Origin of the sequence: Robertmurraya mesotrionivorans (assembly GCF_050971805.1) — a bacterium.
Lineage (GTDB): Bacteria > Bacillota > Bacilli > Bacillales > Cytobacillaceae > Robertmurraya_A.
The window spans coordinates 1-24,373 of the sequence record NZ_JBPCCH010000012.1; the positions used below are offsets into that span (position 1 = coordinate 1).

A 24,373-nucleotide genomic window follows, 5' to 3' on the forward strand; every position below is an offset into this window, starting at 1 on the left:
GTGGCGATAGCGAAAAGGTCACACCCGTTCCCATACCGAACACGGAAGTTAAGCTTTTCAGCGCCGATGGTAGTTGAGGGTTTCCCTCTGTGAGAGTAGGACGTCGCTAGGCAAAGAAAAAAGCACCTGAGTGGGTGCTTTTTTGTTGTGTGTGTTTCTAATTGACTGTATGCTCGTATTTTTGTCTTTGAAGGTTAATTAGAAAGGCTCTATCTACCCGTAAGCAACTCCAGTTGCCTCAAATATTCAAACAGGAGGACTCTATCTGCCCGCAAGCAATTCCTTACCCCGCAAACGGTCAAATAGAAATGCCAAATGCCCAATGGTCAATCTACTGTCTCGTAAAACAAAAGAGCACCCTCACAGGTTAACGGGTTCTGTTACCTGTCACAAAAATCCAAAATGTATATTAAAATGACCATCAATTTGTATGTGAATTTGAGGGTCATTTTTTATTGATATAACGCGAATAATTATAAAAATAGACCTGAAACTGTAGTCCAATTTGTATATCAAAATGTAAGGTTACAGAGATTTCTGTTACCTCGCAAATTGGACTGCAAAATGCTGTGTTTTTTATTTACAAAACCACGTTTTTCTTTTGACTTTGGCTCTGTAATTATTCATTGATGATTTCGTATAGGTAAGAGAATTAATAGGCGGAGAATTTCCGGCTAATGTATATAGAGGAAGCTTAAGAAGCAGAAATAAGCGGAGGAATTCCGGTTAACTGCTCTAAATAAGCCAAAATTCAAAGATTTGGATCACATAAGCGGAAAAACTCCGCTTATTCTTAAGGAAATATGGGTATTTCCCAATTTAAACGGAATTTTTCCGGTTATTTTTCAAACTTAGAGAAATCAACATCAGTTTTATAACAGTACCTTGGCCATAAAATGCATGGCACTTTGTAATATTCTTACACAACAAAAAGCCCTGCATTTTGCAGGACACAATGTATAACAAAATAAGGAGATTTTTCAAACGTATTTTTTTAAAAAGTGACAGGTATCTGAACCCGTTACGCACAGGTGCTTTTTTTCGACCTCACCTAATGCTTCAAATGATACGGCAAGGTCGAAACAATAACATTTTTTCTATAAAGCAAGAAGGAACGGATTAGAAGGCTTGATTGGTTATGGAGCATATTATGCCAGCCTTTTTTCGGAATGAACTGAGGGATTAACACAGTTACCCGGTAATTAGACTCACTGGCTTTATGCTCGACTGTGTCGACAAATTTGGTGAGTGGGTGAATAATGCTTCTATAATGAGAATGTAAGGTGACCAATCGTACGTCAGGCTGCCACTTCTTCCATTTTTCTTCAAAGCGTTTTTCTTCTTCACGATCAAAGGCTACGTACACAGCAATTACTTGGCTTGCTGATAGTGACTTAGCATAGTTAATGGAATTCTCCACTACATGGGTAATGCCAGCCACAGGTACGATGATGACATTTCCTTCGATGGGAAGTGCTTCTTCACAAGTGGTGACCCGAAGCTGATCCGCAATTGCCTCATAGTGCTTATGGATTTTATGAAAGATCAGTACAATCACGGGAATAAAAACAAGAACCGGCCATACCTGGCTAAACTTTGTGATAAAAAACATTAAAGTAACCACGAAACTTATAAGAGCACCGGTTGTATTTATCGCGAGCTTTGATACCCAGCCGGTTGGCTTTTCGCGAATCCATTTCACCATCATTCCAGTTTGAGAAAGGGTAAATGGTATAAAGACACCCACCGCATACAATGGGATTAAATTTTCTGTATGTCCATGAAAGATTATAATTAGCAAGATGGAAGCAAAACCTAAAATAATAATACCATTTGAATAGCCTAGTCGATCGCCTCGAAGTGTAAACATACGAGGAATAAATTTATCATTTGCTAAGTTTACGGCTAATAATGGGAACGCCGAGTATCCTGTATTTGCCGCTAGTATTAAAATTAAAGCGGTTGTCCCTTGAATGAAGAAGTACATAAATGTTCGACCAAAGGTTTGGCTAGCAATTTGTGAGACGACGGTTTCTTCTGCCTTTGGTGTAATGCCGTAATAATAAGCTAAGACGACAATTCCAGATAATAGAATCGCGAGCAGTGTACCCATTAACATAAGTGTCCTTGCCGCATTTTTTGGTGCCGGATCTTTAAAGTTTGGAATGGCATTTGATATAGCTTCGACACCTGTTAGCGCAGAGCTACCTGATGCAAATGCCTTAAGTAAAAGGAATAAGCTAATTCCCGCTACTGGTGTTCCAATGGGCGTATGCAGTTCAGGAGGTACCTGACCTGTAATCACCTTAAATAAACCAACTCCAATTAAGAGAAATAAGGCTAGAACAAATAAGTAAACTGGATAAGCAAGAATAGAGGCAGATTCTGTTACGCCTCTTAAGTTTAGAATCGTTAAAAAGATAACAAAAATAATCGCAATTTCCACATTATAGTCATGTAAAGCTGGGAAGGCTGAAGTAATCGCATCGGTACCTGCTGAAACACTTACAGCCACTGTTAATATATAGTCAACCAATAGGGACCCTCCGGCCACTAGTCCTGGATTTACACCCAGATTGGTCTTAGATACCACATAGGCACCACCACCGTGGGGGTATGCATAAATGATTTGTCGGTAAGATAATATTAGGGCCGTTAATAAAAGAAGAACGCCAATCGCTATGGGAATAGAGTACCAAAAAGCAATGGCACCTATAGAAACGAGAACAATAAGTATTTGCTCTGGTCCATAGGCAACAGATGATAAAGCATCCGATGATAAAATCGCTAATGCTTTTGTTTTATTTAACTTTTGTTCACCTAACTGGTCAGACTTCAAAGGTCTGCCAATAAGTAATCTCTTAATAGAAGAGACCATGTTTTACACCACCATCTAGCAAGATATAATGAAAAAAATCCACAAAAAAAGTCTACAAGCCATCAAGAAATAAGACTTGTAGACATTAGCAATTTTGCTCCACAAGCTTCACCTTCCTTCTCAAAAAACGCTTACGAGGTTAGCTGTCGGATTCGGGCCTCATGAGTAGCCCTACCTATTAAAGGATTCACCCCCGGACATTTTGGGTCCCCCGTACCAATGGTTTCAGCGATTTAAGAATATGAAACTTTGATTATCATACTCCCGCAATTTAAAAATGTAAATGAAAATTTTGTTAACTATTTTGGGGCTTAAGTAAGCACAAAGTAGACTTCTATTACCCCGTATAAATGGGTATAATAGGTTAACTATTAAAGGACATTGAAAGGACTATTTAACATGACAAAACCAAAAAAAGCCATTTTTGAAGTTGAGGAAAACGAAACATTAAGTGATTGTCTTGAACGAATGTCGAAAGAAGGGTATACTCCTGTAAAAAGGACAGAAAAGCCAGTTTTTCAAGAGGTAAAAGATGCGGGTGAGGTTACTTATGAGCCGATCGCCAGGAAAATCGTATTCGAAGCTCGGTTAATAGAGTAAAACACGAACATTAACTATACTTAAATTATAAACGTTCGACAATTTCATTGACAGATTATATAACAGATTGTAATATAGACATGAGATTAAATTCAGAAATAGCCCTCGTATAATAATGGGAATATGGCCCATAAGTTTCTACCCGATTACCGTAAATGATCGGACTATGAGGAAATGTGATATGCCCGGAGTAAGAGGCGCTTCTTTTGTGTCTCTTCCATCTTGTATGAACAAGCCCGGACAGATTCCTTTCCTCGTCATGGAAAGAATCTGTGTGGGCTTTTTATATTATTTAGCTAGGAGGGGTACAATGGAAGCACTAGTTGGAATTATTATGGGAAGCAAATCCGATTGGGAAACTATGAAACTAGCGTGTACAGTGCTAGACGATTTAAATATACCGTATGAAAAGAAGGTGGTATCTGCACATCGAACTCCAGACTTGATGTTTGAATATGCAGAAACGGCTCGAGATCGTGGAATAAAGGTAATTATTGCAGGAGCAGGTGGAGCAGCTCACCTTCCTGGAATGGTGGCAGCAAAAACAACTTTACCGGTTATTGGTGTTCCAGTTCAATCAAGGGCGTTGAACGGTTTAGACTCCCTACTATCGATTGTGCAAATGCCTGGAGGTGTTCCGGTAGCAACTGTTGCAATTGGAACGGCTGGTGCAACAAATGCTGGATTGCTTGCAGCTCAAATTTTAGGAGCATTTAATGAAGAGATTGCTTTAAAGCTTCAGGAGAAAAGAGAAGCAACCAAACAAACCGTTTTGGAAAGTAGTGATGAACTTGTCTAATCCAGTGATTTTACCAGGACAAACGATTGGGATTATCGGTGGTGGACAGTTAGGCAAAATGATGGCCTTATCGGCAAAAGCTCAAGGGTACCGAGTGGCTGTCCTTGATCCTGCGGAGGATTCTCCTTGTGGCCAAGTATCTGATATTAGCATTGTGGCAGGGTATAACGATCTTGAGGCAATCAAAGAACTTGCGAGTGTGAGTGATGTCATCACATATGAGTTTGAAAATATCGATGCAGAAGCTTTAAAATGGCTTGCAGAGCATGCCAATGTACCACAAGGAACCCAATTACTAGAAATCACTCAAAATCGAATTACAGAAAAAGCTGCCATTGAAAAGGCTGGAGTGAAGGTGGCTCCTTATGCGGTCATCCTATCTGTACAAGACATTTATGATAATATAAAAAGGCTTGGATTTCCTGCTGTTTTAAAGACAGCTACTGGTGGATACGATGGCAAAGGTCAACTGGTCATCAAGACTGAAAAGGATCTGCCATTGGCTGAGAAGTTACTAGAACATGGTTCATGTGTGTTAGAGAAGTGGATTCCTTTTGAAAAGGAAATTTCAGTAATCGTTGTTCGCAGTGCAATTGGGCAGACTGAAGTGTTCCCAATTGGAGAGAATATACATCGAGACAATATTTTACATGAGACAATTGTTCCGGCTCGAATTAGTAGAGATGCAGCTGAAAAAGGATTTGAGCTTGCTGAAAAGCTTGCATCAGCCTTACAGTTGGTTGGCACTCTTGCAGTTGAGATGTTTCTTACAAAAGATGACGATATTTATATCAACGAGCTGGCACCACGTCCACATAATTCAGGGCATTACACAATTGAAGCATGTGAAACCTCACAGTTTGAACAGCATGTGCGTGCGGTATGTAACTTGCCGTTAGGACGTACGACTCTCTTAAAACCAGCAGTCATGGTAAATATTTTAGGAGAGCATCAAGAAGCTGTGATTCAAGCCATTCCTTCCGTAACCGATTGGAAGATTCATCTTTATGGAAAGATCGAACCGAAGTTTAAGCGGAAAATGGGGCATATTACCTTGCTTCGAGAAAACGTAGAAGAAGCACTAGCAGAGATTGAAGACAGTGGGATTTGGAGTAAAATTGAAGAATTGATCGGAGGATAAAACATGATTGATCGTTACACACGCCCGGAAATGGGAGCTATTTGGACAGAGGAAAATCGCTTTAAGGCTTGGCTTGAAGTAGAAGTCCTTGCATGTGAAGCATGGGTAGAGCTTGGTGAAATTCCGAAAGAGGATGTTGAAAAAATCCGTCAAAATGCTTCTTTCAATATTGACCGTATTAATGAAATTGAACAAGAAACACGTCATGACGTAGTCGCTTTTACAAGAGCAGTTTCAGAAACGCTTGGAGAAGAGCGTAAATGGGTACATTACGGACTAACTTCAACAGATGTGGTGGATACGGCACTTTCATATATGCTTAAGCAAGCGAATGATATCCTTTTAAAAGATCTAGAGAACTTTGTTGAGATCTTAAAAAATAAAGCTCAGGAGCATAAGCATACGGTTATGATGGGGCGTACACACGGAGTACACGCAGAGCCTACGACATTTGGTTTAAAGCTTGCTCTTTGGTACGAAGAAATGAAACGTAATTTAGATCGCTTTAAGCAAGCAGCTGAAGGCATCGAGTACGGGAAAATTTCAGGTGCGGTTGGAACCTATGCAAACATTGACCCGTTTGTTGAAAAGTATGTTTGTGAAAAGCTTGGAATTAAGCCAGCTCCAATCTCTACTCAAACCCTACAGCGTGACCGTCATGCACATTATATGAGCACGATTGCTCTCATTGCTACATCGATTGAAAAATTTGCAACCGAAGTTCGTGGGTTACAAAAGAGTGAAACGCGTGAAGTGGAGGAATTTTTCGCAAAAGGCCAAAAAGGATCTTCGGCTATGCCACATAAGAGAAACCCAATTGGGTCTGAAAATATGACAGGACTTGCTCGTGTGATTCGTGGATACATGATGACTGCTTACGAAAATGTTTCCCTTTGGCATGAAAGAGATATTTCACACTCATCTGCTGAAAGAGTCATTCTTCCAGACGCAACGATCGCATTAAATTACATGTTGAACCGTTTTGGAAACATTGTAAAGAACTTAACGGTTTTCCCTGAAAATATGAAGAGAAACATGGATCGTACACTTGGATTAATCTACTCACAACGTGTTCTTCTAGCTTTAATCGACAAAGGATTAACTCGTGAGGAAGCATACGATACCGTTCAACCAAGAGCAATGGAAGCTTGGGAAAAGCAAGTTCATTTCCGCTCACTAATCGAAAGTGACGAACTTATTACTAGCAAGTTAAGCCCAGCTGAAATCGATGATTGCTTCGACTACAACTACCATATCAAGTACGTAGATACAATTTTTGAAAGATTAGGTTTATAAGAAAATCGGAAGCGTCCCAGCGGCGCTTCTACTCAAAAAATTGCCAATATTCCGATTCAGGAGGTACGATTGCTAATGGAAAAAGGTTCCTTATTATACGAAGGCAAGGCGAAACGGGTGTACAAAACGGATGATGAACAAATCGTTTGGATTGAGTACAAGGATTCAGCTACTGCTTTTAATGGTGAAAAAAAGGCAACGATTGATGGGAAAGGGCGCTTGAATAACGAGATTACTAGTTTGTTATTTTTAAAGCTTCATGACGCAGGTATTCCTTCTCATTTTGTAAAGCGCCTTTCTGAGACTGAGCAGCTTGTTCAAAAGGTGGAGATTGTTCCTCTTGAAGTAGTCGTTCGTAATGTGGCAGCTGGAAGCTTTTCAAAACGCCTTGGAGTAGAAGAAGGCAAGGAGCTGTCAAAGCCATTAGTGGAGTTTTATTTAAAGGATGATGCATTAGGTGATCCGCTTATCACAGATGATCATGTAGAAGAATTAAAGCTTGCCACTCCTGAAGAGGTAGCACAACTAAAAGAGAAAGCACTGACTGTAAATGCGACTTTATCAAGCTTTTTCAAAGAGCTAGGAATTCGCTTAATCGATTTCAAACTAGAATTCGGGAAGAACGCTGCAGGAGAGTTATTACTTGCTGATGAAATTTCCCCAGACACATGCCGACTTTGGGATGCAGTCACAAATGAAAAGTTTGATAAGGATGTATTTCGCCGCGATTTAGGAAGTTTAACGGATGCATATGAAACAATTCTTGAAAAATTAGGAGGACCACAACATGTATAAAGTTAAAGTGTTTGTAACGTTAAGAGAGAGTGTATTAGATCCACAAGGAACAGCTGTTGTTCATTCTTTACATTCGTTAAATTATCAGGCGGTATCAGATGTTCGTATCGGAAAATATATGGAGTTAACAGTAGAAAAATCAGACCGTGATGTAGAAGAAGTAGTAAAAGAAGTATGTGAAAAAATCCTTGCTAACACGGTTATTGAAGACTATCGCTATGAGATTGAGGAGTGTGTTGCACAGTGAAATTTGCGGTAATCGTGTTTCCTGGCTCAAACTGTGACATCGATATGTATCATGCGATTAAGGATGAACTAGGAGAAGAAGTAGAATACGTATGGCATGACGCAACAAGCTTAGACGGATTTGATGCCATCCTTTTACCAGGCGGATTTTCTTACGGTGACTACCTAAGAACGGGTGCTATTGCTCGCTTTAGTAATGTCATGCAGGAAGTCGTGAAGGCAGCTGAAGCTGGTAAGCCGGTACTCGGTGTATGTAACGGATTTCAAATTTTGCTAGAAGCAGGTCTTTTACCAGGGGCTATGCGCCGTAACGAAAGCTTAAAGTTCATTTGTAAAAATGTTGAGCTTCGTGTGGAAAACAATGAAACGATGTTCTCTGGTAGCTATAAGCAAGGAGAAACCATCCAAATTCCTGTCGCTCATGGTGAAGGAAACTATTATTGTGATGAAGAAACATTAGCTAGATTAAAAGAAAACAAGCAGATCGTTTTCACATATACAAATAATCCTAACGGTAGCTTAGAGGATATCGCTGGAATTATGAACGAACAAGGAAATGTACTAGGAATGATGCCACACCCTGAAAGAGCTGTTGATGAGCTATTAGGTGGAGCAGACGGAGTAAAGTTATTCCAATCGATCGTTAAACAATGGAGGGACTCACATGTTGTTAAAGCTTGAGCCAAGTCCGGAGCAAATTAAACAAGAGAAAATTTATTCACAAATGGGCTTGTCTGACGAAGAATTTCAAATGGTGGAAGACATTCTTGGACGCACGCCGAACTACACAGAAACAGGTTTGTTCTCTGTTATGTGGTCAGAGCATTGTAGCTACAAGAACTCAAAGCCGGTTCTTCGCAAGTTCCCAACATCGGGTCCACGTGTTCTTCAAGGTCCTGGAGAAGGTGCAGGGATCGTGGATATCGGTGACGAACAAGCGGTAGTTTTTAAAATTGAAAGTCATAATCACCCATCTGCCATCGAGCCTTACCAAGGAGCAGCTACAGGAGTAGGCGGAATCATCCGTGACGTGTTCTCTATGGGTGCAAGACCAATCGCGTTGTTAAATTCTCTACGTTTCGGTGAGTTAGATGCATCGAGCCGTGTTCAATATTTATTTAAAGAAGTGGTTGCTGGAATCGCTGGTTACGGAAACTGTATCGGTATCCCAACGGTTGGTGGAGAAATTCAGTTTGATGCTTGCTACGAAGGCAATCCACTAGTTAACGCTATGTGTGTCGGCTTAATTGACCATAAGGATATTAAAAAAGGTCAAGCGCACGGTGTTGGTAACACGGTTATGTATATAGGAGCAAAAACAGGTCGTGATGGAATTCATGGTGCCACGTTCGCATCAGAAGAACTAACGGAGACATCAGATGAGAAGCGTCCAGCCGTTCAAGTAGGAGATCCATTTATGGAGAAGCTGCTTTTAGAAGCTTGCCTTGAGTTGGTCAAATGTGATGCTCTTGTTGGGATTCAAGACATGGGGGCTGCGGGTCTTACTAGCTCATCAGCGGAGATGGCTAGTAAAGCGGGATCTGGTATCGAAATGAATATGGATCTTGTACCACAGCGTGAAAAAGGCATGACAGCTTACGAAATGATGCTTTCTGAGTCTCAAGAGCGTATGCTAATTGTTGTTGAAAAGGGCCGTGAACAAGAAATTGTTGATATTGTCGCTAAGTACGATTTAGATGCAGTTGCGATCGGTGTGGTGACAGATGATAAGATGCTTCGTTTAATTCATAACGGTGAAGTGGTTGCGAATGTTCCTGCAGATGCTCTTGCAGAAGAAGCTCCAGTGTACCACAAGCCATCTGCTGAACCTGCGTATTTCCGTGAGTTCCAAGCGATGGAGAACACAGTACCAGAAGTAAAAGATCATAACGAAACGTTAGTGAACCTTCTTAAGCAAGCGACGATCGCAAGTAAAGAATGGGTTTACGATCAATACGACTATATGGTTCGTACAAGTACGGTTGTCGCACCAGGAAGCGATGCAGCAGTCGTTCGTATTCGCGGAACAAGAAAAGCATTAGCCATGACAACGGACTGTAATTCTCGCTACCTTTACTTGGATCCAGAAACAGGCGGGAAAATCGCGGTTGCTGAAGCGGCACGTAATATCGTTGCTTCTGGTGGAGTACCACTTGCAATCACGGACTGCCTAAACTTTGGAAATCCAGAGAAGCCAGAAATTTTCTGGCAGATTGAAAAATCGGTTGATGGAATGAGCGAAGCGTGTAACGTGTTAAGCACACCAGTAATCGGTGGGAACGTATCACTGTACAATGAAAGAAGTGGAACGGCTGTTTATCCAACACCGGTAGTTGGTATGGTTGGATTAGTGGAAGATATCGATCATATTACGACACAAAGCTTTAAAGAAGCGGGAGACCTAATCTATTTAATAGGGGAAACGAAGCCAGAATTCGGTGGAAGTGAGCTGCAAAAGCTTACAAACGGCGAAATCTTTGGTAAAGCACCTGAACTGAACCTAGAAGTAGAAGAGAAAGCTCAAAAGCAAGTTCTTTCAGCGATTCGTGCAGGAGTGGTAGCATCTGCTCATGACGTGTCTGAAGGTGGAGTAGCAGTCGCACTTGCTGAAAGCTTAATGGGTAGCGAAAACCTAGGAGCAGAAGTAACCCTTCAAGGCGAAGCAACAACAGCACTATTTAGTGAGTCACAATCTCGCTTCGTATTAACAGTGAAAAAAGAAAACCAAGCTCAATTTGAGATCTTAGTAGATGCAACATATATCGGTACAGTAACAGATTCTTCTGATTTAAAAATAACTTGTGGTGATGAATTGGTGGTTTCACAACCAGTTTCTACGCTAGAAAAGGCTTGGAAAGGGGCAATCCCATGCTTGCTGAGCTAAAGGGGTTAAATGAAGAGTGTGGTATCTTTGGTATTTGGGGCCATCCGGACGCTGCACAACTCACGTATTACGGATTGCATAGCCTTCAACACCGTGGTCAGGAAGGAACGGGAATGGTCGTTTCTGATCAAAAGAGATTGAAGGGCTTAAAAGGGGAAGGTCTTGTTGCCGAGATCTTTACGGCCAAGGCGATGGAAGAAATGACGGGAAATGCGGCAATTGGGCATGTTCGTTATGCAACAGCTGGAGGAGGCGGTTATGAGAATGTTCAACCGCTTCTCTTCAACTCACAGACGGGCAGCCTTGCTCTTGCACACAATGGAAACCTTGTGAATGCGAATCAGCTGAAGCTTCAGCTTGAGGGACAAGGAAGTATCTTTCAAACGAGTTCCGATACAGAAGTGCTTGCACATTTAATTCGTCGCGGTGGATTTTCATCGATTAAAGATCGTGTGAAAACGGCTTTAACGATGTTAAAAGGGGCGTATGCCTTCTTGATTATGACGGAAGATGAGTTAATGGTTGCCCTTGATCCGAACGGCATGCGACCATTATCCATTGCCAAATTGGGTGACGCGTATGTGGTTGCATCAGAGACTTGTGCCTTTGATGTAGTAGGCGCCGAGTTCGTTCGCGATGTATTGCCAGGTGAGTTAATTACGATTAATGCAAATGGCTTACATTCAGAAATGTATTCACATGCATCGAACCAAGCAATGTGTACGATGGAATATGTGTATTTTTCAAGACCGGATAGCAATATTCAAGGAATTAATGTGCATACGGCAAGAAAAGCAATGGGGAAAAAGCTTGCCTTAGAAGTGCCGATTGAAGCGGATGTCGTAACGGGTGTGCCTGATTCTAGTATTTCAGCCGCGATTGGATATGCAGAACAATCTGGTATTCCTTATGAAATGGGCTTAATTAAAAACCGTTATGTAGGCCGTACGTTTATTCAGCCATCACAAACTTTGCGTGAACAGGGAGTGAAGATGAAGCTTTCTCCAGTTCGTGGAGTGGTTGAGGGCAAGCGTGTCATTATGGTGGATGATTCGATTGTTAGAGGGACAACAAGCCGTAGAATTGTAACGATGTTAAAGGAAGCAGGAGCGAAGGAAGTACATGTGGTAATTAGTTCTCCTCCTATACAAAACCCATGTTTCTATGGAATTGATACCTCTACAAGAGAAGAGTTAATTGCTTCAAAGCTATCGCCTGAAGAAATTCGAGAGATGATTGGTGCGGATTCACTCACATTCTTGAGTGTGGAGGGAATGCTTGAAGCAATCGGGAAGGATCCACGAGAGGATCAATGCGGACAGTGCTTAGCTTGCTTTACTGGTAAATACCCAACGGAAATTTATCCAACGGAACTAACACTAGAAACGGTCAAATAATGGCAGCAGCACATGCTGCCTTTTCTTTGGAAGATAAGAAAGTATAAAATATTAAACTTTGAACAGTGTCTAGCTCCAGCGCCCAGCGACTAGTGTACTTCGCTCTCTTCCCTACGATAAGTCAACATCGGATCGCTTGCGCTCTCCGTGTTTCCTTTATCTCAGTCAGAGCGCTCCAGTCCATACGTCGCTAGACGGGCGCTTGCGCTTTTCTTATTACTTTGAAAAATGTCTAGCACCGGCGTCTACTTAAGACGCTTGCGCTTTTCTATGGAGGGTTTTTACAATGGCAAATGCTTATAAACAAGCTGGGGTAGATATTGAGGCTGGATACGAAGCTGTTTCCCGTATGAAAAAGCATGTAGAGCGTACAATTCGTCCAGGCGTGCTTGGAGGCTTAGGTGGGTTTGGCGGTATGTTTGACCTCTCGAGTCTAAACCTGAAGGAGCCGGTGCTCGTCTCTGGAACGGATGGCGTTGGAACGAAGTTGATGCTTGCGTTCATGCTCGATAAGCATGACACAATTGGGATTGATGCAGTGGCCATGTGTGTGAACGATATCGTTGTTCAAGGGGCAGAGCCACTTTACTTTTTAGATTATATTGCTTGCGGAAAAGCAGAGCCTAGTAAGATTGAAGCAATTGTTAAGGGGATTGCAGACGGTTGTGAACAAGCAGGTTGCGCACTTGTTGGTGGAGAAACAGCTGAAATGCCTGGTATGTACAGCGAAGAAGAATATGATCTTGCTGGATTCTCGGTAGGAGCTTGTGAAAAGTCGGCTTTAGTCAACGGTGCTTCCATTCAGCCAGGTGACGTGCTTATTGGACTTGCATCAAGCGGTCTACACAGCAATGGCTTTTCATTAGTTCGTAAAGTATTGTTAGAAAAAGCAGGACTTGACCTTACTCAGTACGTGGATGAACTAGGACGTACCCTTGGTGAAGAATTACTACAACCAACAAAAATCTATGTGAAGCCTCTTTTAGCAGCATTGAGAAAGTTTGAAATTAAGGGAATGGCTCATATTACTGGCGGTGGATTTGTAGAGAACATTCCACGTATGCTGCCAGAGGGGTTAGGAGCCGATTTAGAAGAGTCAAACTGGACGGTACCAGCAATTTTTAACCTGCTTGAAAAGCATGGTGAGCTTGACCGTAAGGAAATGTATAATATTTTTAATATGGGTACTGGCATGGTAGTAGCAGTGAATAAGGAGATTGCAGACGACGTAATTCGCTTCTTTAACGAAAGTGGAGAAGAAGCTTATGCAATCGGAACGGTATCAAGCCAAGAGGGAATACACATCGGGTAAGTGGAGGACAGTATGAAAAATATTGCTGTATTTGCATCAGGCTCGGGCAGTAATTTTGGTGCGATTTTAGAAGCGGTTCAAGGTGGCGAGCTCAGGTGCCAGGTGCAGCTGTTAGTATGTGACCAGCCGAGTGCATACGCCATTCAAAGAGCAGAAGAGGCAGGCGTTCCGACGTTTGTGTTTCGGGCGAAGGACTATTCTTCAAAAACGGAGTATGAGCAAGAGATTTGTGCTCTTCTTACAGAGAAAAACATTGATCTTGTGGTATTAGCAGGGTATATGAGATTAATTGGTTCTACCTTGTTAACTGATTTTGAAGGAAAAATCATCAATATTCATCCATCTATGCTCCCGGCTTTTCCGGGTAAGGATGCGATCGGTCAAGCGTTAGCTGCCAATGTGAAAGAGAGCGGAGTTACTGTACATTACGTGGATGCAGGTATGGATACGGGTCCCATTATCGCTCAACAGTCAGTAGTGGTTGATGAGGGAGAAACAAAGGAAAGTCTACAGAAAAAAATACATGAGGTGGAGCATAAGCTCTATCCAGCAGTAATCAGCGAGCTTTTAAAGGGTGAAAGGAGAACGGAAAGTGAAAAAACGAGCATTAATAAGTGTATCTGATAAAACTGGGGTTGTTGAGTTTGCCCGTCATTTAAGCGAATTAGGATATGAGTTAATTTCAACTGGAGGAACAAAGAATGCCTTACAGGCAGCGGGTGTTCCGGTTATTAGCGTAAGCGATGTAACGGGGTTTCCAGAGATTCTTGAGGGCCGGGTAAAAACACTTAACCCATACATTCACGGAGGCCTTTTAGCCAAGTTTTCAGATGAAAACCACCAAAAGCAACTAGCTGAGCATAAAATTGATCCAATCCAAATCGTATGTGTAAATCTTTATCCGTTTCAACAAACGATTGCTAAGCCTGATGTGACGGTTGAAGATGCAATCGAAAACATTGATATCGGTGGACCAACGATGCTTCGTGCTTCAGCCAAAAATCATGAGTTCGTAACTGTGGTTGTCGACCCTACTGATTACGAAGTAGTCCTAGAAGAGCTTAAAGCTTCAGGTGATGTAGAGAAAGCCACTCGTCGTAAGCTTGCTGCCAAGGTATTTAGACATACAGCTGCGTATGATGCGATGATCGCTGAATATATGACGGATCTTGCTGGTGAAGAAAACCCAGAAAAAATGACCGTTACTTATGAATTAAAGCAAAGCCTTCGTTATGGAGAGAATCCACATCAAAAGGCAGCCTTTTATCGTAAGCCACTAGGCTCTGTTTTCTCGATTGCTAATGCAACTCAACTTCATGGCAAAGAGTTATCATATAACAATATTAATGATGCGGATGCAGCTCTTCAAATCGTAAAGGAATTTACGGAGCCTGCTGCGGTTGCCGTTAAGCATATGAACCCTTGTGGTGTAGGAACAGGAACGGATGTTTATGATGCATTCACAAAGGCGTTTGCTGCTGACCCTGTATCGATCTTTGGTGGAATTATTGCCTTGAATCGTGAAGTGGATAAACAAACAGCTGAAAAGCTACATGAAATCTTTTTAGAAATTATTATTGCTCCTTCTTATTCAGAGGAAGCTTTAGAGGTATTAACAAGCAAAAAGAACCTGCGCTTGCTAACGATTCCGTTTGATGAAAAAGCAAAGGTAGAAAATAAGCATGTTTCAATTGAAGGCGGACTACTTGTTCAAGATCAAGACCGTTTTACGCTAGAAGATGCCACTGTATCGGTAGCAACGAAGCGTGAACCTAGTGAAGAGGAATGGAAAGCACTAAAGCTTGGCTGGAAGGTTGTTAAGCATGTGAAATCCAATGCGATCGTTGTCAACGATGCAGACATGACACTTGGAATTGGTGCTGGTCAGATGAACCGTGTAGGTGCAGCGAAAATTGCTTTAGAACAAGCAGGAGAAAAAGCAACGGGTGCGGTACTTGCTTCGGATGCATTCTTCCCAATGGATGACACCGTTGAAGCAGCGGCAAAGGCTGGAATCACAGCGATTATTCAACCAGGTGGATCCATTCGTGATGAAGATTCAGTGAAAAAAGCAGATGAGTACGGAATTGCGATGGTATTCACTGGAGTTAGACATTTTAAACACTAATTTTCGAGTGGGGGTACAAACCATGAACGTTCTAGTAGTAGGTCGTGGAGGGCGTGAGCACGCTATTTGCTGGAAGGTAAGCCAAAGTCCTTCTGTGAAAAAGGTGTTCGTCGCTCCTGGGAATGTAGGAATGACAGACGTAGCAGTGCGTGTGGATATTTCTGAAGAGGAACAAGACAAGTTAATTGATTTTATAAAAAAAGAAAATATCGGTCTTACGATCATCGGACCTGAAGCACCTTTACAAGCGGGACTTGCCGATCGAATTCGCGCGGAAGGGCTAGCCGTTTTTGGTCCAGATCAAAAAGCAGCTGTAATTGAAGGCAGCAAATCATTTGCAAAAGAGCTTATGGAGAAGTACCAAATTCCAACAGCTGCTTATCAATCCTTCACAAACTTTGAAGAAGCGAAAGCCTATGTTGAGGAAAAAGGAGCTCCTATTGTTATCAAGGCGGATGGTCTTGCGGCAGGCAAGGGAGTAACCGTTGCTCTAACATTGGAAGAAGCGATTGACAGCCTGAAAGAAATGCTTGTGAACAGCAAGTTTGGTGCAGCTTCTGCGAAAGTAGTGATTGAAGAGTTTTTAGAGGGAGAAGAATTCTCGCTCATGGCATTTGTGAATGGTGACGTTGTAGTGCCAATGGAAATTGCTCAAGATCATAAGCGTGCTTACGATGGTGATCAAGGACCAAACACAGGTGGAATGGGTGCTTATTCTCCTGTTCCACAAATCAGCCAGAAGGCAGTTCAAACAGCAGTTGAAACGGTCCTAAAGCCAGCAGCTAATGCCATGATAGCAGAAGGAAGAAGCTTCTGTGGAATTCTTTATGCTGGTCTAATTCAAACCACTCAGGGCCCTAAGGTAATTGAGTTTAATGCCCGATTCGGTGATCCAGAAACACAAGTAGTCCTGCCAAGAATGGAATCGGATCTTGTGGAAGTAATTCTTGCAGTGTTGAACGGAGAAAAACCAACGATTCATTGGTCAACTGACTCAGTGGTTGGTGTCGTTGGCGCGGCAAAAGGCTACCCTGAAGAGCCAATAAAGGGCAGTGTCATAGAAGGTCTTGATCTAGTGAAGAACGCACTTGTTTTCCACGCTGGAACAGAGGAAAATGAGGCAGGAAAGATAGTTACGGCAGGTGGACGTGTATTGCTTGCAGCTGCTAAGGCAGACACTCTTCAAACAGCACAAGAGCGTGTGTATGCCGAGTTATCAAATGTGTCGAGCGATGGACTTTTTTACAGAAAAGATATTGGACATAAAGCCATTACGTTTGCCGCTTGCCAGACTTCTTGATATAAACAAATAGAAGAGCAACGATACTTCCAATCAAAGCGATCAGAACGAAGGACATGTCGCTAACATATTCCCAAAACATAACAGTGATAACTCCTTTCAATAGTGAGATTCCCCCTCTAAACAAATAGAGGGGGTTTTTTTATTGTCCAGCTTCAGCGCCCAGCAACTAGTGTACTTCGATCTTCTCCCTACGATAAGTCAACATCGAATCGCTTGCGCTCTTAGTGTTTCCTTTATCTCAGTCGAAGCTCTCCAGTCCATACGTTGCTAGACGGGCGCTTACGCTTTTTTTATTGGGTGCTGTACGGTAAAAACTGTTCCGTCATTGATTTTTCGTTAGAAGATTGATTTTGATTGCTTCTCAAATTTTGTTCTCTTTCATATAGGGCAACGACTGGACAATAGCGAACAATACCCTCTGCTACCTTCATAGCACCTAAAACTCCTAGCAATACATAGGAATCTCTCCAAGGCATTTTTGAATGTTTCGCTGTACTCCATGCTAAGACACTTAAACCAATGGTAATACGGACAAGAGCATTTAAGATACCGATATTGGGCTTTACATTCATGGAATTGTCACTCCTTTACATTTTTTTAAAAAATTTAGTAATTCTTTACTGCGTTAAACAGTGAAATATGATACTATAAAAACCAAACCTATAAAATGTAAGGGTTTTCATTTTGTGTAGGTAGAGTTGTATTTCTAACAAGATATTTAAAAAACTGTGTGAAAAAATCTTACAAACCAATGGTAGATTTTTGATATTTCAACTATTGTTACCCGTAATATGACAAAATTTTTCTAAGATAACAACACTGCTTAAGGAGGGACATACATGCTGGATCAGCGATATCGATGGAAAAATAAACATATTAGAGAACATATTTCCGTTCTAGATGGAAATGTTTCTCCGACTATTCTATTAACAAATGCCAAGTACTTAAATCAAACGTTTCGTGCTTGGATGACAGCAAATATATGGATATACGACGACCGTATTATTTACGTTGGCGACAAATATCCTGACAATGTAGAGCGTTGTGAAATCGTGGATTGCTCAGGTCTTTTATTGGTGCCAGGCTATATTGAGCCGCATGCCCATCCCTTTCAAATATATAATCCCCATTCGCTTGCGCACTATGCATCACAGTGTGGCACGACAACACTAATCAATGACAATATGGTGCTTGCGTTGCAGATGGAAAAAAATAAAGCGTTCTCATTTATGAGGGAGATGCGTAAATCGCCAACCTCCATGTATTGGTGGTGCCGCTTTGATGCACAAACAGAGATTCGAGAAGAGGAACAAATATTTTCACATAGCAATGTGAAATCTTGGCTCGAACACGATGCGGTCATTCAAGGAGGAGAGCTGACCGGTTGGCCTAAACTCCTTGATGGTGATGATATGATGCTTCATTGGATGCAAGAAGCCAAACGAATGAGAAAGAAAGTGGAAGGTCATTTTCCAGGTGCATCTGAAAAAACATTGGCGAAAATGATGTTATTTGGTGCGGACTGTGACCATGAAGCGATGACAGGAGAAGAAATTTATAATCGTCTGATGCAGGGTTATATGGTTTCTTTAAGACATTCATCCATCCGTCCAGATTTACCTGTCCTTTTAGATGAAATTCATCAACTGGGTATTACCATGTACGATAAATTTATGTTTACTACGGACGGGGCATCTGCTCACTTTTACGAAAATGGAATCATTGATGAAATGATTCGTATCGCCATTGAAAAAGGAGTACCAGTCATTGATGCATACAATATGGGGACGATCAATGTAGCACGCTACTATAATGTAGAACACTTGCATGGAAATATTGCGACAGGAAGAGTAGCAAATATTAACTTTTTGACAGATGAACATAATCCAACTCCTGTATCTGTTCTTGCAAAAGGACAGTGGGTGAAAAGGGACGGAGAAGACACCAATGCCTATGAGCCACTAAATTGGGTGGACATGGGGTTTGAACCGTTAAAGTTAGACTGGGAACTATCCATGGATGATTTTCAGTTCTCCATGCCATTTGGAATTAAAATGGAGAATGCGGTGATTACAAAGCCATATTCTGTGTCTATTGATGCAAATTACGATGAGCTTTCGTATGACCATGATGAGTGCTTCTTCATGTTAATTGATAAACAAGGAAAATGGAGAATCAACACGATGTTAAAAGGATTCTCTAACAAGGTGCAGGGCTTAGCTAGCTCGTACTCGAATACAGGAGACATTATTTTAATTGGAAAAAACAAGTATGAAATGATGAATGCCTTTCATCGAATGGTCGAGTTGGGTGGAGGAATTGTCATCAGTGAAGAAAGAAGGATCGTGTTAGAAATTCCACTGCCATTAAGTGGAGTGATGAGTGATCACTCGGTTGAGAGACTGGTGGAGGAAGATAAGGAATTGCTTGCTTATCTGAAAACAAAAGGGTACGCGTACTCCGATCCTTTTTATACCTTGCTTTTCTTCTCATCTACTCATCTACCGTATATCCGAATTACCCAGCAAGGGATGTACGATGTGATGAACAAAATGATACTCTTTCCAACGATAATGCGTTAAAATATAAAAGGGCATCATAGAATGAGCATATAAAAAGATTATTAGGGGTGTAATGATGCTTAGGAAATGGATAACAGTCGGGTTAGCATCTGCCTTTTTACTAACTGGCTGTAATAAAGTAGAAGAGGTTCAACAGGAAAGTGAAAAACCAGTGGAAGAGGAAGATCAAGTCGTAGAAGAAGCAGAAGAAGTAACAAAAGCTTTTGAAGCTCCTTTAACTGGTGTTGAACTATCAGAAGAACCTTCTGGTCGAGCGTTTGGTGTGATGATCAACAATGATCCAAAAGCAAGACCACAGTCCGCACTGAACCAGGCAGACATCGTTTACGAAGTGTTAGCAGAAGGCAATGTAACGAGATTTCTGGCCATTTTTCAAAGCGAACATCCTGAAAATATTGGGCCAGTGAGAAGTGCAAGGGATTATTATATCGACTTTGCCAGCGGGTTTGATGCGTTATATATCGCTCATGGGTACAGTCCTGAGGCACAGGAAATGCTTACGAGTGGTGTAATAGATAATTTAAATGGAATGCAGTATGACGGTACGCTTTTTAAACGTGCGAGCTTTAGACAGGCACCACATAACAGTTATATTTCATACGAAAATATTGTAAAGGGAGCAGAACAAGTCGGTTATGACATGACAGAAGCTCCAGAGGCTCTACCTTTTTATGAGGAAGACGAGTTAGCCAGTATCACAGGTGAGGCTGCTGAGAATGTGACAGTTGCCTATTTAAAGAGTAATCTGTTTAAGGTCGACTACAAATACGATAACAGTAGCAAAAAATATGCTAGATATTCAAATGATGAACAAACGATAGATTTAGATTCAGAGGAGCCTGTACTACTCGACAATGTCTTTATTGCTGAGATGGAGCACACTTTACTGGATGACTCTGGAAGAAGAGAGATTGATTTAACCTCTGGCGGAAAAGGGTATTTGCTACAGCAAGGAAAGCTTCTTCAGGTAGAGTGGAAAAATGTTGATGGAAGAATTCTACCTTTCTTAGATGGCGAAGAGGTAAAGTTTGTTCCAGGGAAAACATGGATCAATATCGTTCCAACAAGTCCAGGATTGGAACAAACCGTTACGATACAATAATAAAGGAGTCTATATAATGCAAATTGATAAATTAAGGGGCAAAGAGCTCGACCAGTTATTTAAGGCGGTATTAACGTTAAAGGATTTAGAAGAGTGCTATAAGTTTTTTGATGATTTATGTACGGTAAATGAAATTCAATCATTAGCCCAACGGTTAGAAGTAGCTCGTATGCTACGTGAAGGGAAAACCTATCATAAAATCGAAACAGAAACAGGTGCTAGTACAGCAACCATTTCACGTGTAAAGCGTTGCTTGAATTACGGGAACGATGCGTATGAGATGGCACTAGAGCGTGTAAAGGAAGAAGAAGCAGGGACGATTTCAGAGTAATAACTATAAACTTCACAGTATATTTCACAGTCAAAAAGGATTAGAGATGCAAATATCTCTAATCCTTTTTTGAATTTCCTTCTTTATACAAGTTCGTTAGCCACTAAAGCGAGTTTGATAAATAAGCGGAGAAATTTCTCTTAATTAGGAAATTGCACTGAAAATAGCCAAAATAGACGGAGAGAATCCGACTATTGACTCAAAAAACGTGAAAATGGGTAAATTTGCTTTGCTTAATCGGAAAACCTCCGCTTATATATCCCAAACCAAGCTCTATTCTGGAGTCTAACCGAAAAATCTCCGCTTATTTTAAATATTACCTTCAATAATTATTTCATACCCTGTGATTTACTATGTGAATCAAGACAAAATAAGCAATTAAAATTTGCAAAAATGTCAATAAATCAATAAAAATCGCAATGTGAATTATATCGTGAATTCAAGTGCTTTTTCATAAGAAATCTTCGGTTTTATTTTTTAGAAACTTTCGCTAGTGCTATAATGGTGTAATGGAATAGTAGAATGGAGGGTTACAGCATGTACGATGCAAGAGAATGGCGTCATGCTTTTAAATTAGATCCTGATAAGGAAATCTCAGATGAAGCGCTGGAGAGAATATGTGAGTCAGGCACAGATGCCGTCATTGTTGGTGGGACTGATGGGGTAACGGATGAAAAGGTATTGGATTTGATGGCAAGAATCAGAAGATACACGGTGCCTTGCGTGCTGGAAATCTCAAACCTTGAGTCGATTACACCAGGTTTTGATCTTTATTTTATCCCTACTGTCTTAAATAGTCCTGATGCGAAATGGATTGTTGATTTACATCATCAAGCAGTTAAGGAATATGGGGAGATTATGAATTGGGATGAAATTCTTGTTGCAGGATATTGTATCTTGAACGAAAATTGTAAAGCAGCCAAACTAACCCACGCACAAACATCTTTAACAAAGGAAGATGTGGTTGCTTATGCACAAATTGCTGAGAAGATGTTTCATTTGCCTATTTTTTATTTAGAATACAGTGGAACCTATGGTGACCCTGAGATTGTGAAGGCTGTTAGTCAGTCAACTCAGGAGACAACCGTGTTTTACGGTGGAGGTATTCATACATTAGAGCAGGCGAAGGAAATGGCTGAACTAGCAGATGTTATTATTGTGGGGAATGCTGTTTATGACAATTTAGAAGAAGCCCTTCAAACGGTGGAAATTAAATTGATTAAAAGGTAGTATAAAGGTAAAATAGAATAAGAACATATGTTTGTATGGTGGTGAAAATATAGTGCAATACTTAACAGATAAATTATTAAATGGTTTAAATCCTGAACAACAGCGAGCGGTGAAAACGACTGATGGGCCTCTGTTATTGATGGCTGGTGCGGGTAGTGGAAAGACTAGGGTACTAACGCATCGTATTGCCTATTTGATGGTAGAGAAACAAGTGAATCCGTACAATATTTTGGCGATCACGTTTACGAATAAAGCGGCGCGTGAAATGAAGGAACGTATTTATTCCATGATGGGTGGAGTGGCAGATGAAATCTGGGTATCTACCTTTCACTCGATGTGTGTACGCATTTTAAGAAGAGATATTGACCGACTAGGATACAATCGTAATTTTACGATTCTAGATACAACGGACCAACAATCCGTTGTAAAGACGATTTTGAAAGAAAAAAACCTTGATCCAAAAAAGTATGATCCACGTGCGATTCTTGGGGCCATTAGTTCAGCCAAAAACGAACTGATCGGTCCGGAAGAATTCGCGAAAAATGCGGGCGGTCATATGGATCAAATTGTTGCTGACGTGTACGAGCTTTATCAGAAGCGATTACGCAAAAATCAAGCACTTGATTTTGATGATTTGATCATGACTACGATTCAGCTTTTTCAGCGTGTTCCAGAAGTACTAACTTTCTATCAACGGAAGTTTCAATACATTCATGTGGACGAGTATCAGGATACAAACCGTGCACAGTATATGTTGGTCAAACTTTTGGCTCAACGCTTCCAAAATTTATGTGTTGTCGGTGACTCGGATCAGTCGATATATCGCTGGCGTGGGGCAGATATCGCCAATATCCTTTCTTTTGAAAAGGATTATCCACGTTCGGAAGTCATTCTTTTAGAACAAAACTATCGCTCTACAAAAAGGATTCTTTTTGCTGCGAACGAAGTAATTAAGAACAATTTAAATCGTAGAGACAAGAATCTTTGGACGGAAAATCCAGAAGGAAATAAGATTTTTTATTATCGTGCAGACAGTGAGCAAAGTGAAGCTCAGTTCGTAGCAGGGAAAATTAAGGAAGCCGTTCAAAGCGGGGAACGAAAATACTCCGACTTTGCCATTCTGTATAGAACGAATGCCCAGTCCCGTGTAATGGAGGAAGTGTTACTAAAGTCGAACATTGAATACTCCATCGTCGGTGGGGTGAAGTTCTATGACAGAAAAGAAATCAAAGATACGCTTGCTTACTTACGCTTGATTGCAAACCCTGATGATGATATCAGCTTAACACGTGTCATCAATGTTCCAAAAAGAGGGGTCGGATCTAGCTCGGTTGATAAAATTGCCAACTTTGCGGACATGCATGATATGTCCATGTTCCAAGCACTTGGATCGATTGAGTTAATTGGCTTAAGTCCGAAAATCACAAAGGCTTGTCGAGAGTTTTACGACTTGATTAATAACTACACGCATATGCAAGAGTATTTATCAGTTACAGAGCTTGTGGAAGAAGTGTTAGAGAAAACGGGCTATTATGAGATGTTAAAAGCAGAAAAATCGATTGAAGCACAAAGTCGACTAGAAAACTTGGACGAATTCTTGTCCGTTACGAAAAACTTTGAAGAAGGAAATGAAGATAAAAGTCTGATTGCCTTCTTGACCGATCTTGCCCTTGTTGCAGATATCGATAAGCTGGATGAGGACGGGAAGCAAGTTGATACCGTAGTGTTGATGACCTTGCACTCCGCAAAAGGTCTTGAATTTCCTGTTGTGTTCCTATTAGGACTAGAAGAAGGAGTGTTCCCTCATAGTCGATCTCTTATGGAAGAAGCGGAGATGGAGGAAGAGCGTCGCTTGGCTTATGTAGGAATCACAAGAGCGGAGGAAGAATTGTTTATAACGAATGCACAAATGAGGACGTTGTTTGGGCGTACAAACATGAATCCACCTTCTCGATTTATTGGAGAGATACCAGCCGATCTTATCGATGGATTAGAGCCGAAAAAGACACCATTACAATCACAGTCAGCTAGTCCTTTCGCTGCTAGACAAGCAGCAGCCGTACGCAAGCCAGTACTCCGTCCAATGACGAACTCAACGGGTGGAGAAGAGCATGGATGGAAGGTGGGCGACAAAGCCGTGCACGGAAAATGGGGCACAGGTACAGTTGTTAGCGTAAAAGGCGAAGGAGAAGGAATCGAGCTTGATATCGCATTCCCTAAACCAGTTGGAATTAAACGACTACTTGCAAAGTTTGCTCCGATAACAAAAGGGTAAACATTTCAATCAATCAAGCGATTGATTAGAATTGCTTAAGGCTTTGATACAACTGGCACGAAAGCAATTCAATC

At 41.2% G+C, this 24,373-nt stretch carries 21 protein-coding genes, 1 rRNA gene and 2 riboswitches; of the genes, 19 read left to right on the plus strand and 3 right to left on the minus strand.

Annotated elements, in window-relative coordinates:
• Nucleotides 1-112: ribosomal RNA gene (rrf, locus tag ACRX5O_RS17235) — 5S ribosomal RNA — on the plus strand; the annotation flags it as partial.
• A 939-nt stretch (nucleotides 113-1,051) separates the two neighbouring features.
• Here the strand turns inward: rrf and ACRX5O_RS17240 are convergent.
• Nucleotides 1,052-2,878, minus strand: coding sequence for an APC family permease (locus ACRX5O_RS17240; protein ID WP_433907070.1), 1,827 nt, complete (start codon nucleotides 2,876-2,878; stop codon nucleotides 1,052-1,054).
• A 112-nt stretch (nucleotides 2,879-2,990) separates the two neighbouring features.
• Nucleotides 2,991-3,119: riboswitch (cyclic di-AMP (ydaO/yuaA leader) on the minus strand.
• A gap of 158 nt (nucleotides 3,120-3,277) precedes the next feature.
• On the opposite strand from ACRX5O_RS17240, the gene ACRX5O_RS17245 reads away from it, so the two are divergent.
• The 13 genes from ACRX5O_RS17245 to purD all read left to right on the plus strand — a co-directional run bounded on the left by ACRX5O_RS17245 (nucleotide 3,278) and on the right by purD (nucleotide 16,776).
• The gene (locus ACRX5O_RS17245; RefSeq protein WP_433907071.1) at nucleotides 3,278-3,478 is read left to right on the plus strand and encodes an NETI motif-containing protein; all 201 of its coding nucleotides are present in this window, start codon (nucleotides 3,278-3,280) and stop codon (nucleotides 3,476-3,478) included.
• A gap of 85 nt (nucleotides 3,479-3,563) precedes the next feature.
• A riboswitch (purine riboswitch) is annotated at nucleotides 3,564-3,665 on the plus strand.
• Nucleotides 3,666-3,788: 123 nt separating this feature from the next.
• On the plus strand, nucleotides 3,789-4,277 hold the full coding sequence (gene purE, locus ACRX5O_RS17250) for a 5-(carboxyamino)imidazole ribonucleotide mutase (RefSeq protein ID WP_433907072.1): 489 nt from the start codon (nucleotides 3,789-3,791) through the stop codon (nucleotides 4,275-4,277).
• Nucleotides 4,264-5,418 (plus strand): 5-(carboxyamino)imidazole ribonucleotide synthase, encoded by a 1,155-nt coding sequence (gene purK / locus ACRX5O_RS17255; RefSeq protein ID WP_433907073.1) that lies wholly within the window; start codon nucleotides 4,264-4,266, stop codon nucleotides 5,416-5,418. Before purE ends, purK begins: the two co-directional genes overlap by 14 nt.
• A 3-nt stretch (nucleotides 5,419-5,421) precedes the next feature.
• The gene (gene purB, locus ACRX5O_RS17260; protein ID WP_433907074.1) at nucleotides 5,422-6,714 is read left to right on the plus strand and encodes an adenylosuccinate lyase; all 1,293 of its coding nucleotides are present in this window, start codon (nucleotides 5,422-5,424) and stop codon (nucleotides 6,712-6,714) included.
• A 75-nt stretch (nucleotides 6,715-6,789) separates the two neighbouring features.
• Entirely contained in the window at nucleotides 6,790-7,509 is a 720-nt protein-coding gene (gene purC / locus ACRX5O_RS17265; RefSeq protein ID WP_433907167.1) for a phosphoribosylaminoimidazolesuccinocarboxamide synthase, read from the plus strand.
• A complete protein-coding gene (gene purS / locus ACRX5O_RS17270) occupies nucleotides 7,502-7,756 on the plus strand; it encodes a phosphoribosylformylglycinamidine synthase subunit PurS (RefSeq protein WP_119706435.1) in 255 nt (84 codons plus the stop codon). Before purC ends, purS begins: the two co-directional genes overlap by 8 nt.
• Entirely contained in the window at nucleotides 7,753-8,436 is a 684-nt protein-coding gene (purQ, locus tag ACRX5O_RS17275; protein WP_433907075.1) for a phosphoribosylformylglycinamidine synthase subunit PurQ, read from the plus strand. The genes purS and purQ overlap by 4 nt, the downstream gene beginning before the upstream one ends.
• Nucleotides 8,420-10,639 carry a phosphoribosylformylglycinamidine synthase subunit PurL gene (purL, locus tag ACRX5O_RS17280; protein ID WP_433907076.1) on the plus strand — a complete coding sequence of 740 codons (2,220 nt, stop codon included), beginning with the start codon at nucleotides 8,420-8,422 and terminating at the stop codon, nucleotides 10,637-10,639. The genes purQ and purL overlap by 17 nt, the downstream gene beginning before the upstream one ends.
• Entirely contained in the window at nucleotides 10,624-12,036 is a 1,413-nt protein-coding gene (gene purF / locus ACRX5O_RS17285; protein WP_433907077.1) for an amidophosphoribosyltransferase, read from the plus strand. Before purL ends, purF begins: the two co-directional genes overlap by 16 nt.
• A gap of 286 nt (nucleotides 12,037-12,322) precedes the next feature.
• Complete coding sequence (gene purM, locus ACRX5O_RS17290; RefSeq protein ID WP_433907078.1) at nucleotides 12,323-13,348, plus strand: phosphoribosylformylglycinamidine cyclo-ligase; 1,026 nt, start codon at nucleotides 12,323-12,325, stop codon at nucleotides 13,346-13,348.
• Between the two features lie 12 nt (nucleotides 13,349-13,360).
• Nucleotides 13,361-13,972, plus strand: coding sequence for a phosphoribosylglycinamide formyltransferase (gene purN, locus ACRX5O_RS17295; protein ID WP_433907079.1), 612 nt, complete (start codon nucleotides 13,361-13,363; stop codon nucleotides 13,970-13,972).
• Nucleotides 13,941-15,476, plus strand: coding sequence for a bifunctional phosphoribosylaminoimidazolecarboxamide formyltransferase/IMP cyclohydrolase (purH, locus tag ACRX5O_RS17300; RefSeq protein WP_433907080.1), 1,536 nt, complete (start codon nucleotides 13,941-13,943; stop codon nucleotides 15,474-15,476). Before purN ends, purH begins: the two co-directional genes overlap by 32 nt.
• A 22-nt stretch (nucleotides 15,477-15,498) precedes the next feature.
• Nucleotides 15,499-16,776, plus strand: a complete 1,278-nt coding sequence (gene purD, locus ACRX5O_RS17305) for a phosphoribosylamine--glycine ligase (RefSeq protein WP_433907081.1) — start codon at nucleotides 15,499-15,501, stop codon at nucleotides 16,774-16,776.
• Here purD and ACRX5O_RS17310 read toward each other — a convergent pair.
• Complete coding sequence (locus tag ACRX5O_RS17310; RefSeq protein WP_433907168.1) at nucleotides 16,748-16,858, minus strand: EYxxD motif small membrane protein; 111 nt, start codon at nucleotides 16,856-16,858, stop codon at nucleotides 16,748-16,750. The genes purD and ACRX5O_RS17310 overlap by 29 nt on opposite strands.
• Before the next feature lie 211 nt (nucleotides 16,859-17,069).
• Nucleotides 17,070-17,351 (minus strand): YgaP family membrane protein, encoded by a 282-nt coding sequence (locus tag ACRX5O_RS17315; protein ID WP_433907082.1) that lies wholly within the window; start codon nucleotides 17,349-17,351, stop codon nucleotides 17,070-17,072.
• Nucleotides 17,352-17,618: 267 nt separating this feature from the next.
• On the opposite strand from ACRX5O_RS17315, the gene ACRX5O_RS17320 reads away from it, so the two are divergent.
• The 5 genes from ACRX5O_RS17320 to pcrA all read left to right on the plus strand — a co-directional run bounded on the left by ACRX5O_RS17320 (nucleotide 17,619) and on the right by pcrA (nucleotide 24,299).
• Nucleotides 17,619-19,361 (plus strand): adenine deaminase C-terminal domain-containing protein, encoded by a 1,743-nt coding sequence (locus ACRX5O_RS17320; RefSeq protein ID WP_433907083.1) that lies wholly within the window; start codon nucleotides 17,619-17,621, stop codon nucleotides 19,359-19,361.
• A 55-nt stretch (nucleotides 19,362-19,416) separates the two neighbouring features.
• On the plus strand, nucleotides 19,417-20,463 hold the full coding sequence (locus ACRX5O_RS17325) for a DUF3048 domain-containing protein (protein WP_433907084.1): 1,047 nt from the start codon (nucleotides 19,417-19,419) through the stop codon (nucleotides 20,461-20,463).
• Nucleotides 20,464-20,479: 16 nt separating this feature from the next.
• On the plus strand, nucleotides 20,480-20,794 hold the full coding sequence (locus ACRX5O_RS17330; protein WP_066057816.1) for a YerC/YecD family TrpR-related protein: 315 nt from the start codon (nucleotides 20,480-20,482) through the stop codon (nucleotides 20,792-20,794).
• A 537-nt stretch (nucleotides 20,795-21,331) separates the two neighbouring features.
• Entirely contained in the window at nucleotides 21,332-22,024 is a 693-nt protein-coding gene (gene pcrB / locus ACRX5O_RS17335; RefSeq protein ID WP_119706446.1) for a heptaprenylglyceryl phosphate synthase, read from the plus strand.
• Between the two features lie 52 nt (nucleotides 22,025-22,076).
• Nucleotides 22,077-24,299, plus strand: coding sequence for a DNA helicase PcrA (pcrA, locus tag ACRX5O_RS17340; RefSeq protein WP_433907085.1), 2,223 nt, complete (start codon nucleotides 22,077-22,079; stop codon nucleotides 24,297-24,299).
• The last annotated feature ends 74 nt before the right edge of the window (nucleotides 24,300-24,373 follow it).